The sequence below is a fragment of the Congregibacter sp. genome, assembly GCF_045107095.1.
In the GTDB taxonomy this organism is placed as follows: Bacteria; Pseudomonadota; Gammaproteobacteria; order Pseudomonadales; family Halieaceae; genus Congregibacter.
Genome location: NZ_JBGCFU010000005.1, coordinates 1 through 14,119 on the forward strand (window position 1 = coordinate 1; position 14,119 = coordinate 14,119).

At 56.1% G+C, this 14,119-nt stretch carries 14 protein-coding genes and 1 other RNA gene; 7 read left to right on the plus strand and 8 right to left on the minus strand.

Annotated elements, in window-relative coordinates; translation table 11 throughout:
- The 3 genes from AB8B76_RS01230 to serA form a co-directional block, all read right to left on the minus strand.
- Window positions 1-1,100: aspartyl/asparaginyl beta-hydroxylase domain-containing protein (locus AB8B76_RS01230; RefSeq protein ID WP_405269095.1), on the minus strand; the 1,100-nt coding region annotated here is incomplete at its 3' end.
- Window positions 1,101-1,103: 3 nt separating this feature from the next.
- Window positions 1,104-2,477, minus strand: coding sequence for a hypothetical protein (locus tag AB8B76_RS01235; RefSeq protein WP_405269098.1), 1,374 nt, complete (start codon window positions 2,475-2,477; stop codon window positions 1,104-1,106).
- Window positions 2,459-3,688: a phosphoglycerate dehydrogenase gene (gene serA / locus AB8B76_RS01240; RefSeq protein WP_405269101.1), complete on the minus strand. Its 1,230-nt coding sequence runs from the start codon at window positions 3,686-3,688 to the stop codon at window positions 2,459-2,461. Before serA ends, AB8B76_RS01235 begins: the two co-directional genes overlap by 19 nt.
- 154 nt (window positions 3,689-3,842) lie before the next feature.
- Here serA and AB8B76_RS01245 point away from each other — a divergent pair, with 154 nt between their 5' ends.
- Window positions 3,843-5,237, plus strand: coding sequence for an FAD-binding oxidoreductase (locus AB8B76_RS01245; protein WP_405269104.1), 1,395 nt, complete (start codon window positions 3,843-3,845; stop codon window positions 5,235-5,237).
- Here the strand turns inward: AB8B76_RS01245 and rpiA are convergent.
- Window positions 5,206-5,898, minus strand: coding sequence for a ribose-5-phosphate isomerase RpiA (gene rpiA, locus AB8B76_RS01250; RefSeq protein ID WP_405269107.1), 693 nt, complete (start codon window positions 5,896-5,898; stop codon window positions 5,206-5,208). The two genes, AB8B76_RS01245 and rpiA, sit on opposite strands and share 32 nt — an antisense overlap.
- 172 nt (window positions 5,899-6,070) lie before the next feature.
- Between rpiA and ilvA the strand changes: the two genes are divergently transcribed.
- On the plus strand, window positions 6,071-7,606 hold the full coding sequence (ilvA, locus tag AB8B76_RS01255; protein WP_405269110.1) for a threonine ammonia-lyase, biosynthetic: 1,536 nt from the start codon (window positions 6,071-6,073) through the stop codon (window positions 7,604-7,606).
- Between the two features lie 200 nt (window positions 7,607-7,806).
- Window positions 7,807-8,007, plus strand: coding sequence for a hypothetical protein (locus tag AB8B76_RS01260; RefSeq protein ID WP_405269113.1), 201 nt, complete (start codon window positions 7,807-7,809; stop codon window positions 8,005-8,007).
- A 10-nt stretch (window positions 8,008-8,017) separates the two neighbouring features.
- On the opposite strand, the gene AB8B76_RS01265 is transcribed toward AB8B76_RS01260, so the two are convergent.
- The 4 genes from AB8B76_RS01265 to zapB form a co-directional block, all read right to left on the minus strand.
- A complete protein-coding gene (locus AB8B76_RS01265; protein WP_405269116.1) occupies window positions 8,018-8,614 on the minus strand; it encodes a 5-formyltetrahydrofolate cyclo-ligase in 597 nt (198 codons plus the stop codon).
- Between the two features lie 50 nt (window positions 8,615-8,664).
- Window positions 8,665-8,844, minus strand: a non-coding RNA gene (ssrS, locus tag AB8B76_RS01270) — 6S RNA.
- A gap of 53 nt (window positions 8,845-8,897) precedes the next feature.
- Window positions 8,898-9,296 (minus strand): cell division protein ZapA, encoded by a 399-nt coding sequence (locus AB8B76_RS01275; RefSeq protein WP_405269119.1) that lies wholly within the window; start codon window positions 9,294-9,296, stop codon window positions 8,898-8,900.
- A complete protein-coding gene (gene zapB / locus AB8B76_RS01280; protein ID WP_405269122.1) occupies window positions 9,293-9,502 on the minus strand; it encodes a cell division protein ZapB in 210 nt (69 codons plus the stop codon). The genes AB8B76_RS01275 and zapB overlap by 4 nt, the downstream gene beginning before the upstream one ends.
- 92 nt (window positions 9,503-9,594) lie before the next feature.
- On the opposite strand from zapB, the gene AB8B76_RS01285 reads away from it, so the two are divergent.
- From AB8B76_RS01285 to AB8B76_RS01300, 4 genes are read left to right on the plus strand one after another with little or no spacing between them, the layout of a single operon-like run.
- Entirely contained in the window at window positions 9,595-10,212 is a 618-nt protein-coding gene (locus AB8B76_RS01285; RefSeq protein WP_405269125.1) for a UPF0149 family protein, read from the plus strand.
- The gene (pepP, locus tag AB8B76_RS01290; RefSeq protein ID WP_405269128.1) at window positions 10,209-11,567 is read left to right on the plus strand and encodes a Xaa-Pro aminopeptidase; all 1,359 of its coding nucleotides are present in this window, start codon (window positions 10,209-10,211) and stop codon (window positions 11,565-11,567) included. Before AB8B76_RS01285 ends, pepP begins: the two co-directional genes overlap by 4 nt.
- Entirely contained in the window at window positions 11,555-12,802 is a 1,248-nt protein-coding gene (gene ubiH, locus AB8B76_RS01295) for a 2-octaprenyl-6-methoxyphenyl hydroxylase (protein WP_405269130.1), read from the plus strand. The genes pepP and ubiH overlap by 13 nt, the downstream gene beginning before the upstream one ends.
- Window positions 12,795-14,060, plus strand: coding sequence for a UbiH/UbiF/VisC/COQ6 family ubiquinone biosynthesis hydroxylase (locus AB8B76_RS01300; RefSeq protein ID WP_405269133.1), 1,266 nt, complete (start codon window positions 12,795-12,797; stop codon window positions 14,058-14,060). The genes ubiH and AB8B76_RS01300 overlap by 8 nt, the downstream gene beginning before the upstream one ends.
- The last annotated feature ends 59 nt before the right edge of the window (window positions 14,061-14,119 follow it).

Sequence of the window (14,119 nt, forward strand, 5' to 3'; positions counted from 1 at the left end):
CTCAGTAGCGGGTTCCAGATATCAAAGATCATGATCACACGCGTTTGATCGGCATCGTTCCAGGCTTCGTGCTCAATGGTGTCATCAAAGGCCCAGGCTTCACCGATACGCCACTCCCGGGTTTCGTTGCCGACACGGAACCCTGCAGGCCCGGGAAGCACCAGCGGTAAGTGAACTAGCAAGCGAGTATTCGTAGACCCTGTGTGCGGCGGTATTTTTGTATGGGGTGCAAGTGCCGAGAACAGTGCGGTAGGTGCAAAGTCCGGCTGGTCCGCAAGAGGCAGCTCTTCAAGCACGGCCGTGGTTTTGGGGCAGCGGGCCATGGCCTCACGCTGCGGCTGGCCATCCTTCCACAACCAAAGCGAGCTCCAGTTGTCTGAGTGATTCAGAGGCTTGAACTGGTTCTCTGGAGTGCCAGGTGCGTATTGCACGTAGGGTTTGAACCCGGGAAGGCCCTCCTGCATGAGTGTTTCCAGTTCGCCTTGAATCGTTTCGGTAGCAGCCTCCAAGGTCTCGAACCAGGGAAAGTAACTCCGATCAAAGAAGGGTATTGCAGGTAGGCGGGGGTAATGCACCTGCACGGGCTCGGCGTTATAAATTTGTTTTACGCCTGCGACAACATCCATGCATTCTTCAAAGCGCGTCAGTGATTCACCGCGATGCTCCTGCATTAACGGGCCCAACGCGTCACGAAAGTGGGAAGCCATTGCCTTTGCTTGCTCATCTACCACTTCTTGGGCGCGCTTTAACAGAGGGCGCAGCGAGGCGTGAAGCTGTGATTCCTCAGGAGCAATGCGCAAAACGTCTTTGTAAACCTGGGCTGCGGTTCGCATGTCGCCCATCTGCTCGAGTATTGAGCCTTTCGATAGCATCGGCATGAAAGCGTAGGGGTCAATAGCGAGTGCCGCATTGAGAGCTTTGATCGCGAGGGGGGCATTGCCGAGGTTGCGGTGGGCAATGGCGACGTTCATATGAAAGTCGACATGCCCACTGAGTTGAGCCGCGTTGCTTTGCAGATAGGCGAGGGCACCATTGGCGTCGCCCCGACGAACCATCTCCTGGGATGCAATAATGACCTGCTTTAAGTCAGGGGCCACCATGGTCTAGTACCTTATCTTGTAGGTTCGGTGCATATTTTCCGCTACCACGACTTTTCCCTGCTGAAGCTTTGGCCGAAACCGGACACTCCGCAGATATTTATAGGCACGATTGGTGGCGGACTTCGCGTCTTCCCCCGTCGCATCGGTTGTTATGTCGATGTCTACGGCTTCTCCATGTCGAGACACAGCGAAATCAATCACCACCTGCGCGAGCTTGGTCGTGCCTACGGGCACAGCGCCGGGATTGAAGACTGTTTCCTCGGGAAGCTCCAAAGGCTCTCCAAAGGTTTTGCTGTACCAGCTCTCACTGCCCGGCTCTGACTCCATGATAGCCCAGGCTTCTTTGTAGATCCGTATTGCCGGTGCATAGCGTCGGTGCCACTGATACCAATCAGCAATGGCGAGATGAGCATTGGCTCGGTCTTCAGCGCTGCTCTCTGGCATTGCCGATATTACTCTCTCCTTGTGCTGGAGAGATTGCAGTCCATAACGGAAATTGTGATCCCTGAGCCGCCAAAAACGCAGCTGCGCTTCACTCGCGACGTCAAAGCCAGCCATTTGTGTCGTCGAGGCACGAAACCCTGTTTCGCGCTCGCCTGGATACACCGAAATCAGATAGGCGAGGGCGACCTTACCTTTTAGATAATCAAGTAATTCCGGACTGGTTTCACTCTGGTTGCTAGCGATGTCGTCGATAGCCTCATCGTATAAATCACTGATTCCCACGAGTCGCGGAAAGCGCTGGTAGTCAATATCTCCGAGATAAACGCCACGCATCCAGTCAGCGTAGCGCAGCGTGGCCGCGCGAAGATCTTCGTTACCTGAGTGTTGTTGCCCGAAGCGTTTTAGGCGGTAGAGGTAAGCTTGCTGATCGTCCGCTGCAGCGTAATTTCCGTTTCGCACATGAGTTGCGATGAGCTGCTCCAGCATGCTGGTTTGAGACGGGGTGTATAGGCCTCCATTAACCCTGGAAAGGTGAATGCCTCGACTGAATGCTTTGATGGCCTCGCGGTCGCGACCCTCTGCAAGATAGGCAGCGCCCAGGTTTTCCAGTGTAGGAGCCAGCAACGGCGACATGGGGCCGTTATCCAGCTCCTGCTGCTCTAAAGTTTCCAGTAGCACCTTGGAGGTCGCCGGTGGGTCCAGGGGTTCGGCAATAAGAAATTTCGCGGCGGCCCGCGGGTCGTCCTCGCGAAACATGCTGGCGCCATAGTAGGTTGGTGCCGAGTGTTGGGGTGTGATCGAAGAGCAGCACTCGGTGCCGTCACCATCAACAAATTGCGCGTTAGCGAAGGGCGCGGCCGCGCTCAGGACAATAGCAAGCAGACCCGATCGAAGGTCGCTGTTTCTTTGTCTGTCTAAAACAATACCCGACACCGCAATGTAGCTTCCAACGCCGTCAACTTCTCGAGGGCGACTTCTGAATATTCCGCATCGATGTCAATCACCACGTAGCCCACATGTTCGTTGGTCTGTAAGTACTGCGCTGCGATGTTGACGCCAATTTCTGAAAAAATGTTGTTAATTGCTCCCATCACGCCCGGTACGTTCCTATGGATGTGAAGTAAGCGGTGGCAGCCGTCATGCTCTGGCAAAGCCACTTCAGGCATATTAACCGAACTTGTGGTCGTACCGTTGTCAGAATAGCGCGACAGTTTCTCGGCAACCTCTCCGCCGATGTTCGCCTGTGCCTCCATTGTGCTGCCACCGACGTGGGGTGTCAGGAAGGCGTTGTCAAATTCCCTGAGGGGTGAGACGAACTCGTCGTCGTTAGAGCGAGGCTCCACAGGAAACACGTCGATTGCCGTGCCGCTGACGTGCCCGCTGTCCAATGCCGACGCCAGTGCGTCAATATCAACGACGGTTCCTCGCGACGCGTTAATCAGAATACTTCCCTTTGGCATCAAAGCCAGTTCTCGTGCGCCAATCATCTTGGCGGTGGAGCTGGTTTCGGGGACGTGTAGGCTGACCACATCGGAGTTCGCTAACAGGGAATCGAGGCCGACCACCTGCTGCGCGTTGCCCAGGGGAAGACGGTTGATAACGTCATGAAACTGAACTCGCATTCCCAGGCCCTCCGCAATTACGCCCAACTGCATACCGATATTGCCGTAACCCACAATACCTAAGCGCTTGCCACGAATTTCATAAGAATTTGCGGCAGTTTTCTGCCATTCACCGCGATGGGCTGCGGCATTTTTCGCTGGCAAGCCACGTAAAAGAAGAATCGCCTCGGCGATGACCAGCTCCGCAACGCTGCGCGTGTTTGAAAACGGTGCATTGAAGACAACAATGCCTCGACGTGTGGCCGCCTCAAGATCCACCTGGTTAGTGCCGATGCAAAAGCAGCCGATGGCGATCAGTTTGGGGGCGGCGGCGAGTATTTCCTCGCTAAGCTGAGTTCTTGAGCGTATGCCAACAAAATGCGCACTAGCGATCGATGCCTTGAGCTCTTCGTTAGGCAGTGACTTACTGTGATGCTCGATGTTGAAGTAACCCGCGCGATTGAGCACCTCGATAGCTGAAGGGTGCACTCCCTCCAACAACAGGATGCGAATTTTGCTTTTTTCGAGGGACTGCTGGGCCATGTTCGGTAAACTCTGCGAGGTAATTTGTTGCGGTATTGATGCTGCCTGAGCGGCGCGGCGGCGCATGGTAGCATACGCCGCCGCGGGGTTTTGAGTTCGCAAACCCCCTAGAATTGTCGTTCGTTATTTCTTTGTAAAAGCTCCCGGAGACTCCGTGTTAAGCCCGAAGCAACTCGAATCACTGGCAACGCTGGTGGATGAAAAGGCCCTGCGTACTGACCAAGAGTCCTGCCTTAACTATGGCCGGGACTGGACTCGCGTCCATCAGCCAAATCCCGCCGCGGTAGTTCTGCCAAAGTCCGTTGAAGAGGTGCAGGCCATTGTGCGCTGGGCCTGTGCAGAACAGGTCGCGCTCGTACCCTCGGGAGGCCGTAGTGGTTTGTCCGCGGGAGCGGTCGCCGCCAATGGAGAGCTTGTTTTGGCTCTGGATCGCCTGAATGAGATTTCTGACTTTGATGCTACGGACCGCACGGTGCGCTGTGGTGCCGGTGTGGTTACTGCTCAGCTGCAGGAGTTTGCTCAGGCCGAGGGACTGTTCTATCCCGTCGACTTTGCCTCCAGTGGCTCGAGCCAGATTGGTGGCAACATCGCGACCAATGCAGGGGGTATTAAGGTGATTCGTTACGGCATGACCCGTGACTGGGTCGCTGGGCTCAAGGTTGTTACCGGAACGGGAGAGCTACTGGACCTCAACCGAGGCCTGATCAAAAACAATGCGGGTTATGACTTGAGGCATTTGATGATCGGTTCGGAAGGAACCTTGGGCATCATCGTTGAGGCGACAATGCGTCTCGAAGCGCAGCCCACCGAGCGCGCTGTCATGGTCCTTGGCACCCCGGATATGGCGTCGATTATGGAGGTCTTGAGAGCCTTCCGGGATCGAGTTCGATTGGAGGCTTTTGAGTTTTTCTCAGAAGAGGCGCTCGCAAAAGTCATCGAGCATCAGGGCCTGACTCGGCCGTTCGTCACCGCTAGTCATTACTACGCGCTACTGGAATTTGAGAAGCCTGACGATGTGGCGGAAGCCGCGGCCATGGAGTGTTTTGAGCACTGCCTGGAAGCGGGCTGGGTGGAAGACGGAGTCATCAGCCAAAGCCTGGCTCAGGCTACGGCACTTTGGCGGTTGCGGGAAGATATCTCAGAAACCATCTCGCGTTGGACCCCCTACAAGAACGATATATCGACGACAGTGTCTCGGGTGCCTTCACTATTAGCAGAGGTTGAAGGGTTAGTAAGCGATAACTATCCCGACTTTGAGATTATCTGGTTTGGTCACATCGGTGATGGCAATGTGCACCTCAATATCCTCAAGCCAGATGCCATGCCCATGGAAGAATTTCAGACCCGCTGTGGTTCGGTAAGCCAGGGGGTGTTCGAATCGGTCGCTCGCCACGGTGGCAGTATTTCCGCAGAACATGGCGTTGGGTTGTTGAAAAAACCTTATCTGGGCTACAGCCGTTCAGACGCTGAGATTAAGCTCATGGCCCAGCTTAAACGTGTCTTTGATCCCGCAGGAATTATGAATCCAGGAAAGATTTTGGACGCTTGATATCGCGCACCCCTTCGGTCGTTCCCAGGAGCAACCGGTCTGCGGGTCTCAGCGCAAAAAGACCATTGCAAACCACGCCGACAATCCCGTTGATTTTGGCTTCTGTTGCCAGGGGTTGGGCAATGGGGAAGTTATAGACGTCCAGGATTGCGTTGCCGTTGTCGGTGACAACGCCTTCGCGGAGCACCGGATCACCGCCAAGTTTTACAATTTCTCGCGCGACATGGCTCCGTGCCATAGGAATCACCTCCACTGGCAAGGGGAAGTTTCCCAGTACTGGCACCCACTTACTTTCATCCGCAATACAAATAAATTCCGTGGCTACTGCGGCGACAATTTTTTCTCGTGTGAGGGCCGCGCCGCCGCCCTTGATGAGTTCTAGCGCTTCGTTACATTCATCGGCGCCGTCAACATAAACCGACACACGATTAACCGCGTTCAGGTCATAAACGGGAATGTTGTGGCTCCGCAGTCGCTCGGCACTGGCTTCTGAGCTGGCGACGGCCCCGTCGAAAAGGTGTGCAGCGTTTGCCAGCAAATCAATAAACATGTTTGCCGTCGAGCCGGTCCCGATTCCTACGATGGTGTTGGATTCGAGTTGTGGCTGAATGACATCCAGCGCAGCCTGGGCAACGCTGAGCTTGAGGTTGTCCTGATCCATCAGTTTCCCTTGCTTTGCTCGCTTGTTCTGTCGCCAGTGTACCTGCGCAGGATCTATGTCGGGAGTCCGAGCCACGCAAACTTTGGCCCAAAGGTGGAGAACTCCCAAAAACGTTGGCTGCAAGCCGGTTGCTGCTGGATTACTATGCGCGTCTTATTCTTTGTTGTTTGCTATGCCTGAGTCCTACATAAAGCGAATCCTCGACGCGCGTGTCTATGACGTAGCGCGGGAGACGCCCGTGGATCAGGCGCTGCTGTTGTCCAAGCGATTCAGCAATTCAGTCTGGTTAAAACGTGAAGATTTGCAGCCCGTGTATTCCTTCAAGCTTCGCGGCGCTTACAACAAAATGCATCAGCTGACCCCGGATCAGCGGGAGCGTGGCGTGATCGCAGCTTCTGCCGGGAATCATGCCCAGGGTCTGGCGATGGCGGCACAACGCATGGATGTTTCCGCCACGATCGTTATGCCGAAAACAACGCCGAGTATCAAAGTCGACGCGGTGCGAAGTCGCGGTGCTCATGTCGTGCTTCACGGCGATAATTTTGATGAAGCTTCTGTTCACGCGCAGAAGCTCGTGAAGGACAAAGATCTCACCTATGTGCACCCCTTTGATGACCCGGACGTTATTGCTGGTCAGGGGACCGTGGCTATGGAGATCGTACGGCAGCATCAGGAGCCTCTGGATGCGGTGTTTATCCCCGTTGGTGGCGGCGGCCTGCTTGCGGGTATGGCGGCCTACATCCGTTATGTGTGGCCGACCACGAAGATTATTGGCGTCGAGCCTGAAGATGCGGCGTGCCTCAAGGTCGCTTTAGAAAGAGGTCGGCGGGTAACGCTGCCCGAGGTAGGGCTATTCGCTGACGGCTGCGCGGTGGCTCAAGTCGGTAAAGAAACGTTTCGGATTATTCGCGACACCGTCGACGAGGTCATCACCGCAAGTACGGATGAAATGTGCGCCGCCATCAAAGATATTTTTGAAGACACCCGAGGTATCGCAGAGCCCGCCGGCGCTCTGGCTCTAGCGGGTCTCAAAAAGTATGTGGAACGAGAGGGCGTTGAGGGGCAGCAGCTACTGGCGGTGCTCAGCGGCGCCAACACCAATTTTGATCGCCTGCGTTACATCTCTGAGCGGACTGAAATTGGCGAGAAACGCGAAGCAGTCATCAGCGTTACTATTCCTGAGAAGCCCGGGGCCTTCCGCAAGTTTTGTGGCAGCCTGGGGCGCCGCAATATCACCGAGTTTAACTATCGCTACAGCAGCGCTCAGGATGCGCGAGTGTTTGTGGGGATGTCCGTCGAACCCGGCGGTGACGATCTCAATGCGCTTTTGGGTCAGCTGGTCGACCAGGGTTACGACTGCGAAGATCTTACCGATAACGAAATGGCCAAGCTGCATATTCGCTATATGGTCGGTGGACTGGCGCCAGAGGCGGTAGGTCCTGAGCGTGTTTACCGGGTGGAGTTTCCGGAGCGGCCGGGAGCATTGCTAAAGTTTCTCTCTGGCTTGGGGCAGCGCTGGAACATCTCTCTTTTCCACTATCGTAACCATGGTGCAGCTTACGGAAGAATTCTCGTGGGAATGCAGGTTGGGCCAAAAGAGCGCTCCGAGGCACGGGCCTGCCTGGATGCAATTGGCTATCGATATTGGGATGAAACGGACAACGCGGCCTACCGTTTGTACCTTGGGCCCCCTGATAGCGGACGCTAATTTCCCAGGTCCCGCCTTTGCAGACGTCTTGCTCTGTCAAGTATTCCATGACATATTCGCGACTTAGTAACAAAAAATTACATCTGCGTCGCCTTTACTCCATGCCCTTAGCGCTTCTGTCTGATCGTTAAACGACCGGTAAAGGATAGTTTTACCAAGAACTAGACGGCAGTGATGTACTTATGAGAACGGGAAATACTGTGAAACAACGACCTGACATGTTGTTAGTGCTAACCGCAGTCTTTGGACTAGGTGTGGTGATCACCTTGATGCTCCCTATGTCTGCAAATTCGTCTGCAAATTCGTCTGCAGGTTCACTCACAAGTCCGTCGGTAGCAGCGCCTCCGTCGCCTCTTCAGGCTGGTGTCGTGGGAAGTCCCGGCACAGTGGGAAACCGGTAGCCGTCTGTCGCTAATCACCTGCGCGAACGTCGAAGCGCCTTAAGCCAGTCTCTGTAAGTACCGCATCCAGCGGTTGATCCCAGCTCTCCCTTAAGTTCTCCAGCGAGGTATCGCGTTGGCAGTCGTAGGCGAGCCCTATACGCTTTGCGGTCTCTACCTCCTCACTCCCCAGAAATCGATCGTAGTAACCGCCGCCCATTCCCAGGCGAAAGCCCGCGGTTGTCCATCCGACGGTGGGTAGAAAAATGACTTCCAGGCGCTTGGCTTCGCAGGGCTGTCCTTGGGGTTCGCCAATGCCGTAGCGATTGAGACGGAGGGTATCGGTCGCTCGCCATTCGCAAAACTGCATTCCCGAGGGTGTTATGACCGGAAGGTAAACGTGTTTGCCCGCGCGCCATGCGGCCTGGGCGATATCCGAAGGATCAAGTTCGCCATCATTAACAAGGTACAGAGCGAGATGGTTGGCGGCCCAAAGATCATCTGCGCATAGATGATAAGCCACTTGTTTGGCGGCTTGTTGCGCAAGGGGGGTAGTAATGGCTCGGCGACGTTCCCGCAAGTGCAGGCGCCGCTCTCTGCGCCGCTCCTTGCGTGTGTCTTCTTGCATTTGCTTGCGAGTCTGTTCGCGTGTCGGCTTTGAAATCGCTGGCATAAAAATCGGTACCCGGAGCACCGCTGACGGTACGGCCCTTGAACCCGATAGGTTCAAGGTGGTGGCTCCCGTGACGTATCAGGCTTCCCGGTCATGCCGGACTTGCACACCAACGTCATCGGTCACCCCCGGTTAACACTTTATCGGCTCGAGGACTGAATGTCTGGCGCATGCACCAGGGACCGGGAGTAAGTATAGCGTATCTGACGAACGCTTTACGGATGGATGGTGCTTTTGATCAGCCTATTTCGAGCTGACGTAATTGGTGCAGAGCTTCGTCGAGCTTGGCGTTGAGGCCTGACAGGCTTGCAGCATCTGCCGGATCAATTGCATTAGTGGCAGTCTCAGCTTTTGCGCCACCCGTCTTCCCGCTCTTCTTTTCGCCTGTATTGCTACCGGAAGTGTCGCTGCTCGTGACGCCATTGCGGGCCTGAAGAAGCTCGTGACTGATATTCAGTGCCGCCATAACAGCAATGCGTTCAAGTCCGATAACTTTGCCAGTGGAGCGGATCGCGCGCATTTGCTCGTCCAGATGTCGTGCCGACAGTAAGAGCTCGGCCTGCTGATCTTCCGGGCAGGCGACTTGATACTCTTTTTCTAAAATCGTGACTGAAAAGGTGCTGGCGCTACCGCTCATGATGCCGCTTCCATGCTACGAAGACGTTGCAAGGTTGCCTCTACGCGGGCACGGGCCAGGTCATTTTTGGCGATCAGGTCTCTGCGCTCCTGCTGAAAACCAAGGTTCTCACGCTTGAGAGCCTGATTTTCAAGGTTGAGCTGGGCGCACAGACCAATCAGTTGATCGATCTTGTCTTCCAGAGTTTTCAAAACATCATCAGACATGCAGACATGACTTGCGCGACGCCGAGGGTTGTCGGCACTATAGGGGCCGTATTCAGGCAGGTCAACGGCGCATACGCGCTCTAGGAATTACATTGTCTATTTTTGATCCGCATCCGACCGATTCGATTGCGGGATTTTTTGATGAGCTCGCGAATTCCTTGCTTGAACAGGGAGAAATGCTGTCGCCAGCAGAACTCCATGGCTGCCTCTGTGGATTGCTCGGTGGCGGGCTTCGCGGCGGCGAAGAGGCCTTGCTGGCCGAGCTGGAGCAGGCCTTGGATATTTCGCTCCACGGTTCTTTGGCGGATGCCATTGGAACTCTGCGCAGCAGGGCTATCGAGAGCATCGGCGAAGGTTCTTTTGACTTTCAGCCTTTGCTTCCGGATGACGAGCTTGAGCTTCCACAGCGTATTGAGGCTATGGCGCAATGGTGTCGAGGTTTTCTAAGTGGCTATGCGCAGGCCCGAGTGAAGTCCGAAGGCCAGGGCCAAGCGGTGCTCCCCGACAGTGCCGAAGCGCTGCGGGATTTTGCCGCTATCGCTCAAGCGGCTTCGGATGAGGAAGACGAGGACAGCAATGCAGCTGAAGAAGCCTACTACGAGCTGCTTGAGTACCTCACAGTTGCGGCTATGAATGTCATGTTGGATGCCGGCGTCGGCGGTGACGAGTCCGCCCCCGTTTCTGATCACGGCCGATCGACGGAAGAATGACTGAGGCTCAGTCGTTTTCAGAGCCCGAGCTATCGGAGCGCGTAGCCAATATTCCCCGCAGCGACTTTCGTCGTCGTCGGCACTCCCTGCTGGGGATGCTCGAGCACAACAGTATTGCCATTGTTACGGCTGGCGCACTGGCTACCCGCAGTCGCGATACAGAATTCCCCTTTCGCCAGGACAGTGATTTTCACTACCTAACCGGTTTCCCCGAGCCCGACGCCGTCGCGGTATTCCTTCCGGGTCGTGAGCATGGTGAGTACGTGCTTTTCTGCCATGAGAAAGACCCGGTAGAGGAACTGTGGAATGGCGAGCGCGTAGGAGCGGAGGCGGCTTGTGAGCGTTTTGATGCCGATGATGCTTTCCCGCTGTCAGATATCGATGACATTCTTCCTGGCTTGATCGAGGGTCGAGATCGCGTTTATTACTCTATGGGCCGCAGTCGCGAGTTCGATACTCGTGTTATGGCTTGGGTTAACAGTATCCGCAGCAAAGTGGCTGCCGGGGCAGTTCCTCCCGGGGAATTTACGGATTTAGATCACCTACTCCATGAGCAGCGATTGTTTAAATCGGCGGCAGAGATTCGCCAGATGCGTCAGGCTGCCGCGATAACAGCCTTAGCCCACCGACGAGCGATGCGACAGTGTCGGCCCGGTATGGCGGAGTTTGAACTGGAGGCGGAGCTTCTGCATGAGTTTGCCCGCCATGGAGCCCGTCATGCTGCCTACCCCAGTATTGTCGCTGGCGGCTCAAATGCCTGCACGATGCACTACATCAGCAACCAAGAGCGCTTGAAACGCGGCGATCTAGTACTCATCGATGCTGGCTGCGAATATCGCGGCTATGCCGCAGACGTTACCCGCACCTTTCCCGTCAGCGGTCGGTTTAGCAAGCGTCAGCGCGCGCTTTACGAGCTCACATTGGCCGCCCAGAACGCGGCTTTTGAGGCTTTGGCGCCGGGTCGAGATTGGAATGCCGCACATTCTGCTACTGTCGATGTCATTACCAGCGGGCTTGTAGACCTCGGTTTGCTTCGCGGCAATGTGAGTCGATTGATTGAAGAGGGTGCTTATCAGGACTTTTATATGCACCGCGTCGGCCACTGGCTGGGCTTGGACGTGCACGATGTTGGTGATTACCGACCCGGTGGTGAGTGGCGTCAGTTAGAGCCCGGAATGGCGCTCACCGTTGAGCCTGGTATTTATGTGTCGCCAGATAATCACGACGTGCCCGCTCCCTGGCGGGGCATTGGTATTCGCATAGAAGACGATGTGGTGATCACTGAAGAAGGTTATGAGTTGTTGAGCAAAGGTTTGCCCCGAAGTTGTGAAGAAGTAGAGGAATGGATGCAGTGAGCGAGGCGGAGAGCCATATTCTCATCGCCGGTGGCGGAATGGTGGGCCTGAGCCTTGCTCTACTACTCCATGAGCAGTTGCCCGCGGAGACGCGAATCACCGTTGTCGAGGGCCGCGCGTTGCCCGCGTCGACAGCCCCGCAAAACGATTACCACCCCTCATTTGATGCTCGATCCACCGCCTTAAGCTACAGCACGGCCACGCTCTACCGAGAGCTGGGGCTTTGGACATCGCTGCTACCGGGTCTTGCGCCCATCGATCAAATTCATGTCTCTCGCCGGGGGCGCTTCGGGAGCAGCTTGTTATCCAGCGCCGAGCAGGGGTGGGATGCCCTCGGGTGGGTGGTCGAAAACCCCTGCCTTGGACGAACCTTGCTGGCAGCCGTTCATGCTTGCTCCCGAGTCACGCTCCGCTGTCCTGACCGGGTGACCGACGCGGTCCCATCGGGATCAGGAGTTCGGGTCAGACTGGCCGAAGAGGAGCTTGAGGCAGATCTACTGGTGATCGCTGACGGGGCTGAATCTACCTTGCGGGAGAAGATGGGATTTTTGACCCAACGTAAAAGCTACGGACAGAGCGCACTCATCGCGAATCTGGCTTTTGAGAAGGATCACGGCGGCTGTGCTTACGAGCGTTTTACCGCAACGGGACCTCTTGCATTGTTACCTCTGCCTCCTTCGGAGCAGGCTGCCCATAGAATGGCTCTGGTATGGACGCTGGACCCATCAGACGCTGCAGCCATGGAAATAGCCGAAGAGGCGACGTTCTCGCGCGCTCTCCTTGATGCCTTTGGCTACCGTCTTGGCCGGGTTGAGCGAGTGGGAGACCGACACAGTTATCCTCTGGCACTCACCGAGGCCGTAGAGCAGGTTCGTCGAGGATGCGTGGTGCTTGGGAATGCGGCTCACGCTTTACATCCAGTCGCTGGGCAGGGATTCAATCTTGCTCTACGCGATGCTGCAGCGCTGAGTCACGCGCTGGCAAACGCCGCTGACACCGGTGCGGACGCTGGCGATACCGCCGTGTTGATGCAGTACGCCGAGAATCGGCAGCGTGATCAAGCCCAGACTATCGCGGCGAGCGACGGCTTACCCGCTATGTTTATGGTTAACGACCCTTTGTTGTCCTTGGGGCGTGACTTGGCCCTGTCGGGTATGGACATGTTTCCGTTACTGCGGCGAGAGTTTGTGCAGCAGGCCGCTGGTATGGCGGCACTGGAGGCGCGACATGGCTGAAGTGAATTGTGATGCCGTGGATATCGCCATTGTTGGTGGCGGGATAGCGGGACTTGCCGCGGCTGCGGCGCTGGCGGATTCTGGGCGCACCGTCGCAGTACTCGAAGCGCGGGAGCTACCGCAACAGATGCCAGGCATGGGGATTGCGCCTGAGGATTACGACTCGCGGGTCAGTGCACTGACTCCGCGCTCTATTGGCTTTCTGAAACAGCTGGGAGCCTGGCCGGCCATTGAAGAGGCTCGAACCTGTCCTTATCAGCATATGACTGTCTGGGACGCAGAGGGCACTGGCCGCATTGAGTTTGATGCACAGGAAGTATCCGCCGACTCTTTGGGGAGTATCGTAGAGAACCGCGTCATCACTGCGGCCCTTGCCCAACAGGTAAGAACTCTCCCGGGAGTGCGTGTTATGGCGCCCGCGCGTCTTGCCGATATTCAGCGTCTTGGTTTGCAAGAGTCGTCACACGACGATGCAAACGGCAGTGAGGAAGGTTCCGAAGAGACGCTACTGGAGCTAGAAGACGGTATTAAGCTTCGGTGCCGTTTGTTGATCGCCGCCGACGGCGCGCTTTCTCCCACGCGTGATTTGCTGGGTATGCGTACCCGGGAGTGGGAGTACGGTCACCGCGCAATAGTGACGACGGTGGCGTTTGAGCGAGGTCATCAGGACACGGCGTGGCAACGGTTTTTGCAGTCTGGCCCATTGGCCTTACTACCGTTGCAGAGCCCCGAAGACAAAGCCTGCTCCATAGTCTGGTCAATAGAAGAGCACTTGGCTGACGAATTGCTGGCGATGGACGATGAAGCTTTTGCGGAGGCTCTGGGCCAAGCCAGTGAGTACGCTCTTGGCAAAGTCACCGCCTGCGCGCCTCGTATGGCCTTTCCTTTGCGCCAACGACATGCGGTGGACTACATATTGCCCGGTGTCGCCTTGGTGGGCGACGCGGCGCATACCATCCACCCTCTGGCGGGGCAGGGCATAAACCTGGGTCTTGCAGATGTGCAGGTACTTGCAGAGGAGCTCGATACTGCGCTGCATCGAGGTTTGAGCCCGGGTCGAGTCGATGTGCTGTCGCGTTATCAGCGCCGTCGTAAAGGGGATAATCTTGCCATGATGGCCGCCATGGATGGCTTTAAGCGTTTGTTTGAGCAGGAAGCACCGCCGCTGCGGTGGTTACGAAACACCGGAATGCGCGCGATTGCGGGATTACCCCGAGTTAAGCGTCAAATCATTCGTCAGGCCATGGGCGTCGGTTGATAATTGTTTTTAGACGTCTCGTTTCGTTGAGTTTTTACAGTCCGCGGCTAGAATAGCCA

What these genes read in the sequence shown, in the direction of transcription:
- ilvA (WP_405269110.1), top strand. Translation starts at nt 6,071, where the DNA reads ATGCCTGAGTCCTACATAAAGCGAATCCTCGACGCGCGTGTCTATGAC.
- pepP (WP_405269128.1), top strand. Translation starts at nt 10,209, where the DNA reads ATGACTGAGGCTCAGTCGTTTTCAGAGCCCGAGCTATCGGAGCGCGTA.
- ubiH (WP_405269130.1), top strand. Translation starts at nt 11,555, where the DNA reads ATGGATGCAGTGAGCGAGGCGGAGAGCCATATTCTCATCGCCGGTGGC.
- AB8B76_RS01300 (WP_405269133.1), top strand. Translation starts at nt 12,795, where the DNA reads ATGGCTGAAGTGAATTGTGATGCCGTGGATATCGCCATTGTTGGTGGC.
- rpiA (WP_405269107.1), bottom strand. Translation starts at nt 5,898, where the DNA reads ATGGATCAGGACAACCTCAAGCTCAGCGTTGCCCAGGCTGCGCTGGAT.
- AB8B76_RS01275 (WP_405269119.1), bottom strand. Translation starts at nt 9,296, where the DNA reads ATGAGCGGTAGCGCCAGCACCTTTTCAGTCACGATTTTAGAAAAAGAG.
- zapB (WP_405269122.1), bottom strand. Translation starts at nt 9,502, where the DNA reads ATGTCTGATGATGTTTTGAAAACTCTGGAAGACAAGATCGATCAACTG.
- serA (WP_405269101.1), bottom strand. Translation starts at nt 3,688, where the DNA reads ATGGCCCAGCAGTCCCTCGAAAAAAGCAAAATTCGCATCCTGTTGTTG.
- AB8B76_RS01265 (WP_405269116.1), bottom strand. Translation starts at nt 8,614, where the DNA reads ATGCAAGAAGACACACGCAAGGAGCGGCGCAGAGAGCGGCGCCTGCAC.